The sequence below is a fragment of the Porphyromonas bobii genome (assembly GCF_943169685.1).
Lineage (GTDB): Bacteria > Bacteroidota > Bacteroidia > Bacteroidales > Porphyromonadaceae > Porphyromonas > Porphyromonas pasteri.
This window is the reverse complement of record NZ_CALPBU010000001.1, coordinates 327846-343214: the sequence shown is the minus strand read 5'-3', so window position 1 is coordinate 343214 and position 15369 is coordinate 327846. Positions and strand designations below refer to the sequence as shown.

At 51.8% G+C, this 15369-nt stretch carries 11 protein-coding genes and 1 CRISPR repeat array; of the genes, 9 read left to right on the top strand and 2 right to left on the bottom strand.

Annotated elements, in window-relative coordinates; all coding sequences use genetic code 11:
- The first annotated feature begins 246 nt into the window (after positions 1–246).
- On the top strand, positions 247–528 hold the full coding sequence (locus tag KO088_RS01400) for a cupin domain-containing protein (RefSeq protein WP_060936139.1): 282 nt from the start codon (positions 247–249) through the stop codon (positions 526–528).
- A 14-nt stretch (positions 529–542) separates the two neighbouring features.
- Positions 543–2225, top strand: a complete 1683-nt coding sequence (locus KO088_RS01395) for a PAS domain-containing protein (protein WP_215493043.1) — start codon at positions 543–545, stop codon at positions 2223–2225.
- 91 nt (positions 2226–2316) lie between these two features.
- Here KO088_RS01395 and KO088_RS01390 read toward each other — a convergent pair whose 3' ends face one another.
- Both KO088_RS01390 and KO088_RS01385 read right to left on the bottom strand, forming a co-directional pair.
- The gene (locus KO088_RS01390) at positions 2317–2982 is read right to left on the bottom strand and encodes an outer membrane beta-barrel protein (RefSeq protein ID WP_215493042.1); all 666 of its coding nucleotides are present in this window, start codon (positions 2980–2982) and stop codon (positions 2317–2319) included.
- A 39-nt stretch (positions 2983–3021) separates the two neighbouring features.
- Entirely contained in the window at positions 3022–4140 is a 1119-nt protein-coding gene (locus KO088_RS01385; protein ID WP_251419711.1) for an AAA family ATPase, read from the bottom strand.
- 852 nt (positions 4141–4992) lie between these two features.
- On the opposite strand from KO088_RS01385, the gene cas3 reads away from it, so the two are divergent.
- The 7 genes from cas3 to cas2 all read left to right on the top strand — a co-directional run bounded on the left by cas3 (position 4993) and on the right by cas2 (position 13138).
- Positions 4993–7326: a CRISPR-associated helicase Cas3' gene (cas3, locus tag KO088_RS01380; RefSeq protein WP_215493040.1), complete on the top strand. Its 2334-nt coding sequence runs from the start codon at positions 4993–4995 to the stop codon at positions 7324–7326.
- 30 nt (positions 7327–7356) lie between these two features.
- Positions 7357–8046: a type I-C CRISPR-associated protein Cas5c gene (gene cas5c, locus KO088_RS01375; protein ID WP_215493039.1), complete on the top strand. Its 690-nt coding sequence runs from the start codon at positions 7357–7359 to the stop codon at positions 8044–8046.
- Positions 8043–9971, top strand: a complete 1929-nt coding sequence (gene cas8c / locus KO088_RS01370; RefSeq protein WP_215493037.1) for a type I-C CRISPR-associated protein Cas8c/Csd1 — start codon at positions 8043–8045, stop codon at positions 9969–9971. Before cas5c ends, cas8c begins: the two co-directional genes overlap by 4 nt.
- A gap of 23 nt (positions 9972–9994) precedes the next feature.
- Positions 9995–10858 (top strand): type I-C CRISPR-associated protein Cas7/Csd2, encoded by an 864-nt coding sequence (gene cas7c / locus KO088_RS01365; RefSeq protein ID WP_215493035.1) that lies wholly within the window; start codon positions 9995–9997, stop codon positions 10856–10858.
- 6 nt (positions 10859–10864) lie between these two features.
- Positions 10865–11533, top strand: coding sequence for a CRISPR-associated protein Cas4 (gene cas4 / locus KO088_RS01360; protein WP_215493034.1), 669 nt, complete (start codon positions 10865–10867; stop codon positions 11531–11533).
- Between the two features lie 278 nt (positions 11534–11811).
- Complete coding sequence (cas1c, locus tag KO088_RS01355; protein WP_215493032.1) at positions 11812–12840, top strand: type I-C CRISPR-associated endonuclease Cas1c; 1029 nt, start codon at positions 11812–11814, stop codon at positions 12838–12840.
- A gap of 7 nt (positions 12841–12847) precedes the next feature.
- Positions 12848–13138: a CRISPR-associated endonuclease Cas2 gene (gene cas2 / locus KO088_RS01350; protein WP_060936149.1), complete on the top strand. Its 291-nt coding sequence runs from the start codon at positions 12848–12850 to the stop codon at positions 13136–13138.
- Positions 13139–13397: 259 nt separating this feature from the next.
- Positions 13398–15247: a CRISPR direct-repeat array (repeat unit 33 nt; unit sequence GTCGCACCCTTCCCAGGGTGCGTGAATTGAAAC).
- Between the last annotated feature and the right edge of the window lie 122 nt (positions 15248–15369).

Below are 15369 nucleotides of genomic sequence, written 5' to 3'. Positions count from 1 at the left end.
AGCCTACCCGACTCATATACGCCAAGGGCTACCGCATATCATCAGTATATGGGGTAGCCCTTGCTGCATCTGGGGCAGTCGAGTGCGAACGAATTGTCGAGGGATGAACGAAAAGCCAGATATATTTGTTTTCTTTGCGAATGAAAGATAAAGCAGGATACTTTCTCTATGGAAGCAGGGTGAAAATGATGATTACCCCTCATCCTGCCCGATAGATCATCACACATATCACCACATAGTAGCATTATGATCGGAACGGAAATCAAGGAGTTTGGCCAAGTCATCAACAATGACAAGCTTATGGTTGTACACGTCAACCTTCCCCAAGGCAAGAAGATCGCACCACACGATCACCAGGGGCAGGATATCTTCTTCAGCGTCGTTAAGGGCCAAGTCAAGGCAACCCTCAACAATAGCGAAGAGCATACACTAAGCCCAGGCACCCTGCTGCACTTCGGCGGTGAAGCCTTCATCGGCATCGAAGCCCTCGTCGACAGCGAATTCTTCGTCTACCTCATCAACCTCTAAGCTTCCCTCCCCGTATGGAGAATATGCGCAATAACCTGCCCGAGATCGATATGGAGAAGCTCCAGATCGTACTCGACACCAAGGAGCGATACCTCGACGGCAAGCTCACGCTCGACGAAGCGCGAGCCATACTCCGTGAGCGCGTCAAGACACTGCGTCCCTACGAGATCGCCTTGGCAGAGCAGGAGCTAAAGACCTTCGACGAAGACGAATGTCGCAAGGAAGATATCCAGCAGATGATGGAGCTCTTCCAAGATGTACTCGACCGCAGCCGTCCCGACCTCCCCGAGGACCATCCCATCATATGCTATCTGCGTGAGAACGATGAGATGCGCCGTCTACTGAAGCAGGTCGAAGAGCTTGCTCAGTACCCAGTCATCAAGAACCAGTGGCTCGAGCTCTATGATGAGCTACATAAGTTCCGCCTTCACCTCTCGCGCAAGCAGAATCAGCTCTACTCGATCCTTGAGCGCAAGGGCTTCGACCGTCCCACCACGACGATGTGGCTCCTCGACGACTTCATCCGCGATGAGATCCGCGATGCCCGCCGTCTCCTCGAGGAGAATAAGGACGATGAGTTCATCGCTATGCAGCCCACAGTCGTAGCTGACGTACTCGACCTGATGCAGAAGGAAGAGACAGTACTCTACCCCACTTCGCTGGCGATGATCCGCCCAGCCGAGTTTGAGGAGATGAAGTCAGGTGACCGTGAGATTGGCTTTGCATGGATACAAGTCGGCAAAGAAGCTCCTAAGGCTGATACCTCTAAGGAGACCACACCTACTACAGCTGCAGCAGGCTTTGCCAACGAACTTGCGAGCCTCCTCGGTAAGTATGGCTTCGGCGGGGGGAGCACACCGGGCGCACTTCTCGAGGTAGCTACGGGTCAGATGACCCTTGAGCAGATCAACCTCGTCTATAAGCACATGCCTGTAGACTTCTCCTATGTAGATGAGAACGAGATCGTGCGCTTCTACACCGACACCGATCACCGCGTCTTCCCTCGTAGTAAGAACGTCATCGGTCGTGATGTAAAGAACTGCCACCCACGCACCAGCGTACACCTTGTCGAAGAGATCGTCGAGAAGTTCCGCCGTGGAGAGCAGAATGAAGTAGACTTCTGGATCAACAAGCCTGGACTCTTCATCTATATCTACTACGTCGCTGTACGCGATGAGGAAGGGCGCTTCCGTGGCGTCCTCGAGATGATGCAGGACTGCACACGTATCCGTAGCCTCGAAGGCTCGCGCACGCTCCTCTCTTGGGACAAGAGCAACAAGGCGGCCTCCAAGCATGGGGATGACAAGCTCGCAGAAGCTGCGCCTACGGCTCCCGCCCCTGCAGTAGAGGGAGAGAGCGAATATGTATCCTGCTCCTGCATGAAGGGAAGTAGTCACGCTCCTGCAGCACCCGAGGTGGTACCAGATACCGAAGAGAAGGCAGAAAGCTGTGGCTGCTCGGGTCATAGTGCTGATGCAGAGATCACAGCCTCTACCCGCCTCAAGGATCTCCTTGAGCATCACCCTTGGCTCAAGGGGGCTCTTGCCGAGATTAATCCAGCCTTCAAGATGCTCTCCTCCCCCTTGGCACGCATCATGATCCCCAAGGCAACGGTCGGCATGATGAGCGAACGTAGTGGAATGGACCTGCAGAGCCTTATCGATGCTATTAAGAAGCGTATCGCTGAGCACAAGTAGCAAGCATTTCCCTAACAGATAAAATGACACGCCCCATGAGCAGCTCTGCTCATGGGGCGTGTCACTTAGTTTTTGTTATCTCCAGCGAGTCTTAAAACTCGTACCCGAGGGTGATGTAGCTCGTGACATAGCGAGGAGTCTTGAGGCTCATGTAGTAAGGTGCGCCCAGACTCTTCTTCGTAATGCCCGTAAGGCTTGCATCGATACCGCCACGAAGATAAACGCGGTTGTACTGATACATAAGGTTAGCACCTACACCGAACTCAAAGCGCTTGAAGGCATTCTCCTTATAGAGATCCTTATCGATATTCTCGCCCGAAAGCTTAGCCGACAGACCGTAAGCAAAGTAAGGACCAGCATTAAGGAAGATGCGGTGCTTCTCTGCAATCGTAGCCAGACGGAAGGAGAGATCCAGTGGGAGCTGGAGTGAGTAGGTCTGGATGGTAGAAAGCTTCTTCTGATTCAGACCATCATCAAGGATCGTCCCCTGCTTCTCACCACGACCTACGACGTAGAGTCCTGGGGCGAAAGAGAAGATCGTATTGTCGAAGGGCATCACGAGGCTACCCCCAGCACGAAAGCTGGTGAGATACTTACCCGTGTCACCATTGTGGTGGACACCGAGGGCTGAGATACGCGAGATCGCAAGACCTGCTTCAGCACGATAGTGGAGCTGACCCAGCTCCTGAGCGGAGAGAGCCGTACCAGTAGCGAGGGCGAGGCCTGCGCCGAGGAGGAGATTCTTAAAGAGTTTCATTGTTGTCTGTATTTATAGTTGGGATATTCTATAGACTATTTAGTAGAGGAAGCCGAAGAGCCAGACGGGGATCGTCTTCTCTCGGGAAAGGTCACCACGCTCAAGCACATAGTAGCGGTCACTGCGATAGCGACCAGCAAGCTCCTCCTCGATCTGAAGGGGATAGTGCCCATCAACTTCAAAGAGGGCCAGTGAGGAGCGTGAAGAGATACGCGCCTGATGTCCCTTGCTCAGCTGATTAAATACGAAAGTACGCAGGAGCTCTGAGCGATCGCAAGCCTCTTGACCCAAGACGTGATAGAGGTTAGGATTACCCAGATAGACGATAGCAGGCTTACCCATCTCGGTATCTTCTGCTCGGTAGATCGGTCGTGCGACACGTGCATCGGAGAGATAGCGCAGGTAGTTCACGATCGTACTTCTCGAGGTCTCGATCTCGAGAGCCAGCTGGGAGATATTGAGCATCTGTAGCGGAGGACGTTGCGCTAAGATATAGATCAGCTTACGAAGCTTGTGCAGGAGGCGCTGCTCGAGTTGCTTGATGAAGAGAAGGTCAACCTCCAGCGTCATATTCAGCGTCTTCAGCAGATTCTCCGAGTACAGTCGCGGCTCCAAGTGGAAGGGATAATAGCCATACTCAAGGTAACGATCCATCCATAGTCCCGGATTAACTGAGGAGAAGATATCTCCTACGACCTCACTCGTATGCTCCATGATATCTTGCAGCTCCAGTGTAGGGAGGGTAATCCCGTTATCCAGCTGAATGAATTCACGCAGAGAGAATCCCGCCAGATGATAGATCGAAGCGATCGAAGCCAACTCAGGGTCTTCCTCCTCGAGGTTCATCACAGCAGAAGCTGTGAAGACGATATGTAGTTCGGGATAGCGATGGTAGCATTCCTTGAACTCCTCCATCCAGCTCGGATACTTGAAGACTTGATCAAGTAAAAGCCGACGACCGCCTTGTCTGATGAAGTCACCGACAAAGTCCACCAGGCGAATCGTCGTGAAGCTGAACTGATTGAGATTGATGTAGAGGCACTCAGGGCTATCGGGCGCATAGTGGCGACGGGCATAGTCAAGGAGGAAGGTTGTCTTCCCCACACCACGGGAGCCACGGATACCGATGATCCGATCCTCCCAATTGATCTCATTCATTAGAGCCCGCTGTAGCGTGGGCTTGCCTTGCCTTAGTAGCGCACTATGCGTGCGGTGCAAATAATCCACTGATCTTATTCCTTCTCTCAATATGGTTTCAGAGAGAAGCCTGTGTACACAGAACTCAGGCCCTCCCTTGGTGAATACATATAGTATGCGGGCAAAATTACTTTAAAATAACTAAACAACTTATTGTCTATCTTTTGTCAGGGGATAATATCAAACTCTCCACGCAACTTAGCCTTCCCGTAAGGATATGTAAGCATTGCTGATCTAAGGGGAAGCGGTAGCGGCGAGTGGTGTTGAGTAAGAGTCACTCAGCCATCAGTCAGCACTAGCCGTATAGATAGAGAGCAAATCTATTGGAAAGTAAAAACAAGACATACTCCTAAGGAGAGACAGGATGATAGAGATGTAGGACCTCATCATCAAAAAAACCTAAGGGTATACTGAGACAACATCTACCAGCACGACACAAAATTCTTTGATGAATTCGTAAATAACTACAGATCTGCACACGAATAATTATAGGTTTCGGACTCAAATGACTGTTCGTATCGCGTACGAACAACTATTCGTTCATACACGGAATAGCTACTAGTTTGTGGGCCAACGACTATTACTTTGACACTATCCGCCTACAGCTTCAGTCCCCAGGTAGCTAAGCAGTTCTCTTTTGATAATATTTAAAAGGAAGAATATGATTAAGAAGCTATGTTAAGCATTAACCACTCACACCTTGAAAGTTATCTGGAAGAGAGGGAAAGCACAATATCTAAAGCTATTTATTGTTACCTTTGACATAAAGAACAAGCCTACACAGATAAAAACTTCATTAGGCACAACGAAACCATGCTACACGACACCACCATCATAGCCCACCGTACAGAAGGCGGAGAAGAACAATCTTTATATGATCATGTAGAAGGTGTTGCTCTTCAGATACGCCGTAATCTTACTGAAGCTGGGCTGAAGCAACTCATCCCTTTAGGTGAACTCCTCGGCAGATTACATGATGCGGGGAAGGCTCAGTCTGCCTTCCAGAGCTATATCCGTGGAGAGAGTGCAACCAAAGCTCCACATAGTGCAGCGGGAGCACTTCTATCTACCAAACTTCTATCCACTCTTCCTAAGGGGAGTCTACTCAAGCGCACTCGTATCGCTCAGCTACTGGCCTATGCTATCAGCGGGCACCACCGAGGACTATACAACTATGCAGGACTACAAAATAAACTTGAAGATATAGATACTAAGGATCGCAGCAAAAAGGCAGAGGAAAATCTCTCTGAACTTATGTCTGAGATCCAAACCTGGATCAGAAAGCACGGGCCGAGAACAGAGGCCTATCTACGAAAACTTGCAAGTCGTGTAGAAGGTGAGGAGCAAGCCCAAGCCTTGATTCGTCTACTTTTCTCCTGCCTCGTAGATGCAGACTTCCTTGATACCGAAGCCTTCATGGATGAAGAGCGAAAAGAGTGTCGTCATGAGGCTACCAGCAGATATACCTCCATAGAGATCTTGAGAGATCGGCTAACAAAGCACATGGAGAGCTTCTCGATAGAGGGTGAGATCAACGAGGCTCGTAGAGCCTTCCTCAACCAATGCCGAGAGCATGGGTGTACCTGCTCGAAGGGCTATTACTCGCTCTTCCTCCCCACAGGTGGCGGGAAGACGCTTTCCTCAATGACTTGGGCACTAGAGACAGCTCTGAAGCACGAAGCTAAGCGTATCATCTACGTCATCCCCTATACCTCGATCATCACCCAGACAGCAGGTATCTTCCGAGAGATCTTCGGGGAGGAGAATGTACTGGAGCATCACTCAGACATCTCCTTCTCTGGGGATAAAGCCTCCCAAGAGGTAGAGCGCTACGAGCGCACACGCCTATTAGCGGAGAACTGGGAGGCTCCGATCATCGTGACGACGAACGTACAATTCTTCGAGAGTCTCTTCTCCCATAAAGTATCACGGAGTAGAAAGGTGCACAGCATAGCGAACTCTGTTGTGGTTTTTGACGAGGTACAGATGTTCCCGACCGAATTCCTACATCCCATGCTTCGCCTCCTGGAGGATCTAAGGTGCATCTTCCGCACGCAGCTCCTCTTCTGCTCGGCTACACTCCCACCCTTTGACAAGGACCATAGTAGCTCCTTTAAGAAAGTAAATGACTTCCATCAGCTCAGCGAAGATATCCAGCCGATCATCCCCGAAGATCCCGAGCTCTTCAAGGTATTTGACCGAGTCATCTATCATCTCGAGGAGAAGGTGTACACGACGAAGGAGCAGGCCCAAGAGCTATCTCAGCACGACTCTGCCCTCTGTATCGTCAATTCGCGCCGAGATGCCTCACGGCTCTACCATGCACTACTAGAGGAAGGGAAGAAGGCTCAGAATGTCATCCACCTATCCCGCAATATGTGCTCGGCGCATCTAAAGGAACGTATTGCAGAGGTGCGTCAGCGTCTGAAGGCGAAGATCCCCACAATCGTCATCAGCACCCAGCTGATAGAGGCGGGGGTAGATATTGACCTCCCCATCGTCTACCGAGCTATGAGTGGTCTTGACTCGATCGTCCAAGCAGGTGGGCGCTGTAATAGAGAAGGAAAGCGACCAACTCCTGGTGAAGTCTATGTATTCTCCCTAAGTGATGGCGGTAAAGCCTTCGGTGCTATAGCCCATGGCCAGAATGCAACACGCTTCCTACTCGACAACGACAAGGAACATACCCGTCCCAGCATACCTCTGGAGCTTATCGAAGCGTACTACGACCGCTACTACGCCTCTATTGAGAGCTTTGACTCCAAGAATATTGCCGAGAGCCTATATGATGAGGAAGAAGCTAAGCGCTGGCGATTTGACTTCCAGCAAGCCTCTGAAGACTTCCAGCTCATAGAAAATGTAGATCGTGACCTCTTCGTCCCTTACGGCAGAGGGAAGGAGCTCCTTGAGGGGCTTGAGAAGCATACCCTCTACCTCAATCACAGGACGCTAAGGGAGCTCCAGCAGTACCATGTATCGATCTCTAAGTGGAGATATGAGGAGCTAGAGGAAGCTCGCCTTCTCTCCGAGGTAGTAATCGATAGGGAGACGGGGAAGAGCATCCTAGTACTTGCGCCCCAAGGCTACGATGAGGCTCTCGGTGTCTGCACGACGAATCCCCTCCTCGACGAGCCCCTCTTCGGCTAAACGAACAAGCAACAAATACAATCAGCAACTATGGATAAGACAAACCCTAAACTCTATTGCTTAGAGATACGTGGTGACTTTGCCTGCTTCACACGACCCGATCTCAAGGTCGAGCGTGTCAGCTACGATGTCATCACTCCCTCGGCAGCACGCAACATCTTCCAGTGCATCTTCTGGAAGCCAGCCATCCAATGGCATGTCCGTAGGATTGAGGTACTCAAGCCCATCTCACGCACCTCTATCCGTCGCAATGAGGTAGGATCTACGATGAGCCACAAGGCTATAAAGCCTCTCTTCATCGAGGAGAATCGTCAGCAGCGTACAGCCTATATCCTTCGTGATGTAGCCTACCGCATCTATGCCGAGATGGAGTTCATCCCCTTGGAGAAGCGTACCAAGAAGCAGCAAGAGGAGTGCAAAGATCCTAAGGCGGAGACACCCGAGAAGTATGATGCGATCTTCTTAGGGCGAGCTACCAAGGGGCAGTGCTTCACACAGCCCTACCTAGGTTGTCGTGAGTTCACCTGCTCCTTTGAGTACATTCCACGAGGTCAGGAGCAAGACTTACCCATCGACGAATCTCGAGATCTCGGGATCATGCTCTTCGACATGGACTTCGAGAAGAATCTCCAGTGTCCTCCTCCCCTCTTCTTCCATGCCCAGATGGAGCATGGTGTGATCGAAGTTCCCCACAAATCAAGTAAGGAGATACTCAGATGATACTCAAAGCACTCTACGACTACTACCAAGCGATGGCGGAGCTGGGGAAGGTAGCTCCCTCTGGTATGGAATGGAAAGCTATTCCCTTCATCATCGTCATTGATGAGGATGGTACATTCAGACGGGTGATTGATACCCGAGATAAAGAGAATAAGCAAGGCCGTGAGTACCTCGTAGCCAAACCTAAAGGACGCTCAGGATCCAAGAGCTATGCAATCTCCCAAATCCTCTGGGATCACTCTGGCTATGTGCTGGGGATCCCCACGGATGATAGTGAAGAGAAGCAGGTCATGGCTCCTAAACAGCATGATGCCTTCAAGCAAGAGCTCGCTAAGTTCCGAGAGCTCTTCCCAGAGAACAAAGGCTTCAAGGCTATAGAACTCTTCTACAAGAAGTATGAAGAGAAAAAGGAGGAAGAGCCTTCAGATCTATTTGCAGAGGAGGTAAAAGACCTTGCGAACATCATCCCTGAAGACATCTTGCTGGAGATCAAGAAAAAGGTCGGGGCAAATATCTCATTCCTACTGAGTACAGAGAGTAATCCTAATAAGCTGATCTCCTCCCATGAAGATATCCAGTCGTACCAAGCTGGGGGGGCTGAGGAGGAAGGAGAAGACAAGGGACGATGCTTGGTCACTGGAGAGAAGGGCACCATAGCTAGACTACATGGTGGGATCAGTCTCTTCGGAGCTCAGGCCAATGCTACGCTCATCAGCTTCCAAAAATTCTCGGGCTATGATTCCTATGGCAAGGAGCAGGGGCTCAATGCCCCAATCTCTCAGCCGGCATCCGATGCCATTATCTCGGGGCTCAACCTGCTCCTTGAGAAGGATAAGAACACAAACTACCGCATAGGAGAGACTACATTCGTATTCTGGAACACCCTGCAGGACGATGAACTGCTCAAGAACTATCAGGAAGCCACCTTCACTGGTCTCCCTTCCGATAGCGACTTTGATGAGGAAGAGGAAGCCACTTCGACATCCAAGAAGAAAGTAGCCAAGAAGAAGAACCCCGAGCAAGGGACGAAGGTGGTGGTCCAGGCTCTTCGGTCAGCACTAGGAGGTAAGAATGCAAATATAGATCGGGATCACTTCGATCGCTTCTACATCTTAGCACTTGCGCCAAACGCCAAGCGTGTCAGTGTCAAGCTCTGGATGGAAGGCACAATCAGCGAGATCGTCGGTAATACCCTCGCACACCTCGATGATATGAATATCGTCCGCTTCAATGGTCTCCTAGACGAAGATACTCCTCCCCTTCGCCCCGTCTACAGGATCATGAAGGCTATCTACACAGCGACAGATAGCACTAAATGGCCGAGACAGGTGGTGCAAGAGCTCCTTGAGAGCATCATCAAGGGGCTCCCCTATGCACCAGCCCTCCAGATGGCATGCCTCGAGCGGATCCATCATGACCACACCAGCAAGTATCCCGTCACAGAGCTTCGAGCAGCCCTACTCAAGGCATACATCAACCGCAAACACAGAAAGAATTCTCAAATAAAACAGCTAACTATGGCACTAGACAAGTCAAACTCCAACCCAGCCTACTTAGCCGGACGACTCTTTGCGCTTCTAGAGCGCATCCAAGAGAAAGCGATACCCGGAGTCAAGGCGAACATCACCGATCGCTATTTCCGTACAGCTTCAGCGACACCAGGGATTATCTTTGGTCGTCTCCTCCAGCTCTCAGCCTTCCACTTATCAAAGATTAAGAAGGAGCAAGGAGGCCTCGGCTACTACTTCGATCGACAGATACAGGAGGTACTAGAACTCCTCCCTGGAGGACAAGCTACGTTCGATAAGTTCTTCTCCCCTGACCAGCAGAGCATCTTCGCTGTGGGCTACTATCATCAGAAGGCCTACCGCGATCAGAAGGATGAGAATGGAGCTACTGAAGCAGAACAAGAAACAGAAAATTAACCCAACTTAATATCCATACAATCATGAGTAAGCAACCTATCCAGAACAGGTACGACTTCATCTATCTCTTCGACGTACAAGATGGCAACCCCAACGGAGACCCTGATGCAGGGAACCTCCCTCGCATAGACTTCGAGACGGGACAAGGTCTCGTCACCGATGTCTGCCTCAAGCGCAAGGTTCGTAACTATGTGCAGACCAAGGTGGGAGGTGATCCACTCAGCCAGATCTTCGTCAAGGAGGCCGCAGTCCTCAACGGTGAGATTGATAAAGCTTATGTAGCTCTTGACCTCGATGCCAAGGATAAAACTAAGGAGTCAGAGAATAAGGGTAAGGCTCGACAGTACATGTGCGAGCACTACTACGACATCCGCACCTTTGGAGCTGTGATGACTACGGGGAAGAATGCTGGTCAGGTACGAGGTGCCGTCCAGCTGACATTTGCTCGCTCCATAGACCCAGTAATGACTTCCGAGCATACAGTCACCCGTATGGCCGTCACCGACGAGAAGGACAAGGATAAGGAGCGCACCATGGGGCGCAAGGCTACCGTACCCTACGGGCTCTATCGTGCTCATGGCTTCATCTCTGCGGCGCTAGCTCGTGAGACGACATTCAGTGAGGACGACCTAGCACTGCTCTGGGAGGCGCTGAAGAACATGTTCGACCTCGACCGCTCCGCCGCCCGTGGGCTCATGGCTGCGCGTCGACTCATCGTCTTCAAGCACAAAGATGACCTAGGCAATGCTCCCGCTCACAAGCTCTTTGAGCTGGTGAAGGTAGAAGCAAAGGATCCCAGCCGTCCTGCCCGCTCCTTCAGCGACTACGAGATCACTGTCGATGAGAGCAAGCTTCCCAAGGGAGTCCAGCTACTCGACCTCATCTAGCGCACCATGTACCCCGAGGACGAGATGCTCCCCCTCTCAGGCATCCAGCACTATGCTTTCTGCCCGAGACAGTGGTACCTCATCCATGTGGAGCAACTCTGGGAGGAAAATCATCTGACGTCCGAAGGGCATCTACTCCATGAGAAGGTGCATCAGCCCGAGGAGAGTGGTCGGCGAGGCAGTGTTATCACACTCCGCTCCGTCCCCTTAGCCTCCCCCTCACTTGGCCTCTATGGATACTCCGATGCTGTGGAGCTACACCCAGCATCGGAGTCCCAAGGGGCTCACTTCCATCACCCCAAGTACCCAGGAGACTGGGAGGCTATACCAATCGAGTATAAGCGGGGACGACCCAAGCGAACGAATGCCGACAAGCTACAGCTCTGCGCCGAAGCTATCTGTCTCGAGGAAGCCTATGGCATACACATTTCCCAAGGATACCTCTTCTATGGTGAGACGAAGCATCGGGAGGAAGTTACCTTCGACACTGAGCTTCGCACCGAGGCCCTACAGATGGCTATCGAGATGCACCGCTTATACAAAGGCGGAGAGAGCATTCCTCCACGCTACGCTGCATGCTGTCGCTCCTGCTCTCTACTAGATCTCTGCATGCCTCAGATGAATCAAGGAGAGCGAGCTTCGGATTACCTCAGTCGCTATCACCTCCTTGACTAGCCCTTAGGCTAAGGCCTTCATGAGCACGCATCACGAAGCGCCCATCAGCCTCTATAGGGCATAACTTCAGCCAACCCAAGGCACACAGCTCATACTCTTCTCCCCTTAGATCATCCTCCTCACTAGGCACCCATACATGGGGTCCACTTCCGCCCCATGAATGGGGTCCTCGACCGACCCATGCATGGGTCGCTTGAGGGAGGCATGTATGGGGTACTTGGAAGGCTAGCCTATTCTCCTTAGGAGTATCGAATCAATTCCCCAGCCCTTGCTAAGCGATGAGACACCTTCTAAACACCCTCTATATCCTTACGCCCAATGCCTATCTAGTCAAGGATGGAGAGAATATCGTCGTCCGCATCGACGATGAGGAGACGCTACGTGTACCGATTCACAACCTCGAGAGCATCCTCTGCTTCTCATACCTAGGAGCTTCACCTGGAGCCATGTCGCTCTGCGTACACAATGGGGTGAAGCTCTCCTTCCTCTCTCCGACGGGGAAGTACATCGGTTCGCTCGAAGGGCCGATCAAGGGGAATGTGCTCCTAAGACGGGAGCAATATCGTCTGGCTGATGACGACGTACTCTCGTCGCATATGGCTTCGATCTTCATCGCAGGGAAGATAGCGAACCATCGGAGTGTCTTAGCCCGATTTTGTCGGGACCATCATCCTCTGCATGAGGTAGAGAGCGAGATCGAAGAGGCTCGGGCACTGCTCAGACAGCAGCAACATAAGCTATCCGAGCAGACCTCACGCTTAGGCGTGATGGGAGTGGAAGGCTATGCTGCGAATATCTACTTCGGCCTATTCCAACACCTAATCCTCAACAAAGAATTCACCTTCTCAGGACGAAGCAAACATCCCCCCAAGGATGAAGTGAATGCCCTACTCTCGTTCTTCTACACCCTGCTGACACAAGATGTGCGTGCAGCCCTCGAGACGGTGGGTCTGGATGCCTACGTGGGGTTCCTTCACGTAGATCGCCCAGGTAGGCCAGGCCTTGCCCTCGATCTCATGGAGGAGATGCGTGCCTACCTAGTCGATCGCTTTGTCCTATCGATCATCAACAAAAGGCAGGTCGAGCGAAGTGACTTCATCCCACAGGGAGAAAAGGGCTTTCTCCTCAAAGAGGATGCTCGCAAACGTCTCATTGCTCTCTGGCAAAAACGCAAAAAGGATGAGATCACCCATCCATTTCTCAAGGAGAAGATGCCCCTAGGCCTGCTCCCGTATATCCAAGCGCTCCTCTTAGCCAGACACCTACGAGGGGACCTGGATGAGTACCCTGTATTCCTAATAGTCTGAGCAAAAGATGTATATCCTCGTCACCTACGATGTCGCCACGGCGACTCCCTCGGGCGCTAAGCGCCTCCGCCAAGTAGCTCGCATCTGCAAGAACTACGGCCAGCGGGTCCAAGCGTCGGTCTTCGAATGCTTGGTCGATCCAGCACAGCTCGTAAACCTTCGCCATGAACTCCTCTCCGTGATCGATGATCAAGAGGATAGTCTTCGGATCTACCAGCTAGACAAGCACTACCAACGGCAGATCCACGTCTATGGCAAGGTCACCTCCTTCGAGATCGAAGGGGAACTAATCGTGTAGCCCCACCTCAGCAAGCCCTACCTAAACATTTCAGCGACCTCTCCAAAAGCACATTCTCAGTAAGTTCCCGAGCGCATCTACACAAGCCTCCAGCGAACCCCAAGCGAACAGTCATTCCCCGTATCATCCGCAGGCGCTGGTTATCAATCACATAAGCAAGAATAGAGGCATAAGCATAGCCCTTATCGTTAAGACAATACCCCCAGTCGCAGATTACGCTTGTTTATCCGCCCTATAATACGCACCTTTGCACCACACTGTCGCACCCTTCCCAGGGTGCGTGAATTGAAACTTTACCAGCTCTGGTATTAAGCCGTCTGCGCTCTGTCGCACCCTTCCCAGGGTGCGTGAATTGAAACTCGTATCCAGTCCGCTCTTGCACGTACAGCTCAAGTCGCACCCTTCCCAGGGTGCGTGAATTGAAACAAGCATATTAAGCCTTTGGAAGCTCAGGAGATTAGTCGCACCCTTCCCAGGGTGCGTGAATTGAAACGTTTGACCCCCTAAGTCACTGCGGTGTATAAAGAGGTCGCACCCTTCCCAGGGTGCGTGAATTGAAACGTCTTGGTAATGTTAATGATGTGTCTACTCGCTCTGTCGCACCCTTCCCAGGGTGCGTGAATTGAAACCACTGATGAGGATTTACGTCTTCATCCTCGTGAGTCGCACCCTTCCCAGGGTGCGTGAATTGAAACTGATTTAACTTATGAGACATTTTCCCTGCGTTACGTCGCACCCTTCCCAGGGTGCGTGAATTGAAACAAACCAGAAGATCAAGGTTTCTACACCTCTGGAGTCGCACCCTTCCCAGGGTGCGTGAATTGAAACTTGAGACGCTTAATCTTGTTCTCAGTACGAGCATGTCGCACCCTTCCCAGGGTGCGTGAATTGAAACTCTGAGTTCTCTAATAACGCTCGTTTTGAACGTAGTCGCACCCTTCCCAGGGTGCGTGAATTGAAACACCACTGAAGGCAATACCCGCGGCTACCAGCTCCCCGTCGCACCCTTCCCAGGGTGCGTGAATTGAAACGTAGCGCCATCACCTCGTCGCGTGTCGAGGCGTAGGTCGCACCCTTCCCAGGGTGCGTGAATTGAAACATTATGTAGTCCGTCGATGCTTGCGCGGCGCTCTGGTCGCACCCTTCCCAGGGTGCGTGAATTGAAACAGTCCCGTCTCGAGCGCAAAGACGCCGAAGCGGGCGTCGCACCCTTCCCAGGGTGCGTGAATTGAAACGCCGTCTGCTTCGTCTGCTCGGCGGCGGCGAAGGCGTCGCACCCTTCCCAGGGTGCGTGAATTGAAACTTGGAGTAGCGACCTCAGCGGCACCACGGCTTCTGTCGCACCCTTCCCAGGGTGCGTGAATTGAAACAGCTCTATGTGCGTCATAAGGTCGATGCCGAGGGAGGTCGCACCCTTCCCAGGGTGCGTGAATTGAAACGCTCTGCACGCCGTTGAAGCAGAAGTCTACGTCTTCGTCGCACCCTTCCCAGGGTGCGTGAATTGAAACCTCCTCGGCGCTAACTCCTCGGGCTGGGTGGCGTCGTCGCACCCTTCCCAGGGTGCGTGAATTGAAACGTCTCTTAGTGAAGATGAGGTACAAAAATACCTCGTCGCACCCTTCCCAGGGTGCGTGAATTGAAACATCATCGCCAAGCTCGTACACCTCGAGCAGGTCGTCGCACCCTTCCCAGGGTGCGTGAATTGAAACTACTTGCTGGTCTTGCGTGATGATATAGTAGATCGTCGCACCCTTCCCAGGGTGCGTGAATTGAAACCGTGAGGGCAGTAGTAACAACCTCGGAGATATCAAGTCGCACCCTTCCCAGGGTGCGTGAATTGAAACGATTTTCGTAGTACAGTTACTCCCGATGATTATTGTCGCACCCTTCCCAGGGTGCGTGAATTGAAACTCTATCCGCTTTGACGGCTCGGAGAGCACTGACCGTCGCACCCTTCCCAGGGTGCGTGAATTGAAACGCCGTAGATACGACGACCGAAAACAGTCTGTTGTCGCACCCTTCCCAGGGTGCGTGAATTGAAACAAGCCCCACCGCACCTCACACTCTTTTGCAAAGGTCGCACCCTTCCCAGGGTGCGTGAATTAAATCATTGACGTTATCCCTCAGGCCTTTTTCGATATGCCTATAATCACATGTCTATGTTCCAAGGCTATAGGAGTTATTCTCTTAAAGCTTTCCCAAGATAATATCACAACAAGCTTTATTGCTCC

Bases quoted from the DNA above. Each gene is read 5' to 3' on its own strand.
- KO088_RS01400 (WP_060936139.1), top strand. From the start codon at position 247: ATGATCGGAACGGAAATCAAGGAGTTTGGCCAAGTCATCAACAATGAC.
- KO088_RS01395 (WP_215493043.1), top strand. From the start codon at position 543: ATGGAGAATATGCGCAATAACCTGCCCGAGATCGATATGGAGAAGCTC.
- KO088_RS01390 (WP_215493042.1), bottom strand. From the start codon at position 2,982: ATGAAACTCTTTAAGAATCTCCTCCTCGGCGCAGGCCTCGCCCTCGCT.
- KO088_RS01385 (WP_251419711.1), bottom strand. From the start codon at position 4,140: ATGAATGAGATCAATTGGGAGGATCGGATCATCGGTATCCGTGGCTCC.
- cas3 (WP_215493040.1), top strand. From the start codon at position 4,993: ATGCTACACGACACCACCATCATAGCCCACCGTACAGAAGGCGGAGAA.
- cas5c (WP_215493039.1), top strand. From the start codon at position 7,357: ATGGATAAGACAAACCCTAAACTCTATTGCTTAGAGATACGTGGTGAC.
- cas8c (WP_215493037.1), top strand. From the start codon at position 8,043: ATGATACTCAAAGCACTCTACGACTACTACCAAGCGATGGCGGAGCTG.
- cas7c (WP_215493035.1), top strand. From the start codon at position 9,995: ATGAGTAAGCAACCTATCCAGAACAGGTACGACTTCATCTATCTCTTC.
- cas4 (WP_215493034.1), top strand. From the start codon at position 10,865: ATGTACCCCGAGGACGAGATGCTCCCCCTCTCAGGCATCCAGCACTAT.
- cas1c (WP_215493032.1), top strand. From the start codon at position 11,812: ATGAGACACCTTCTAAACACCCTCTATATCCTTACGCCCAATGCCTAT.
- cas2 (WP_060936149.1), top strand. From the start codon at position 12,848: ATGTATATCCTCGTCACCTACGATGTCGCCACGGCGACTCCCTCGGGC.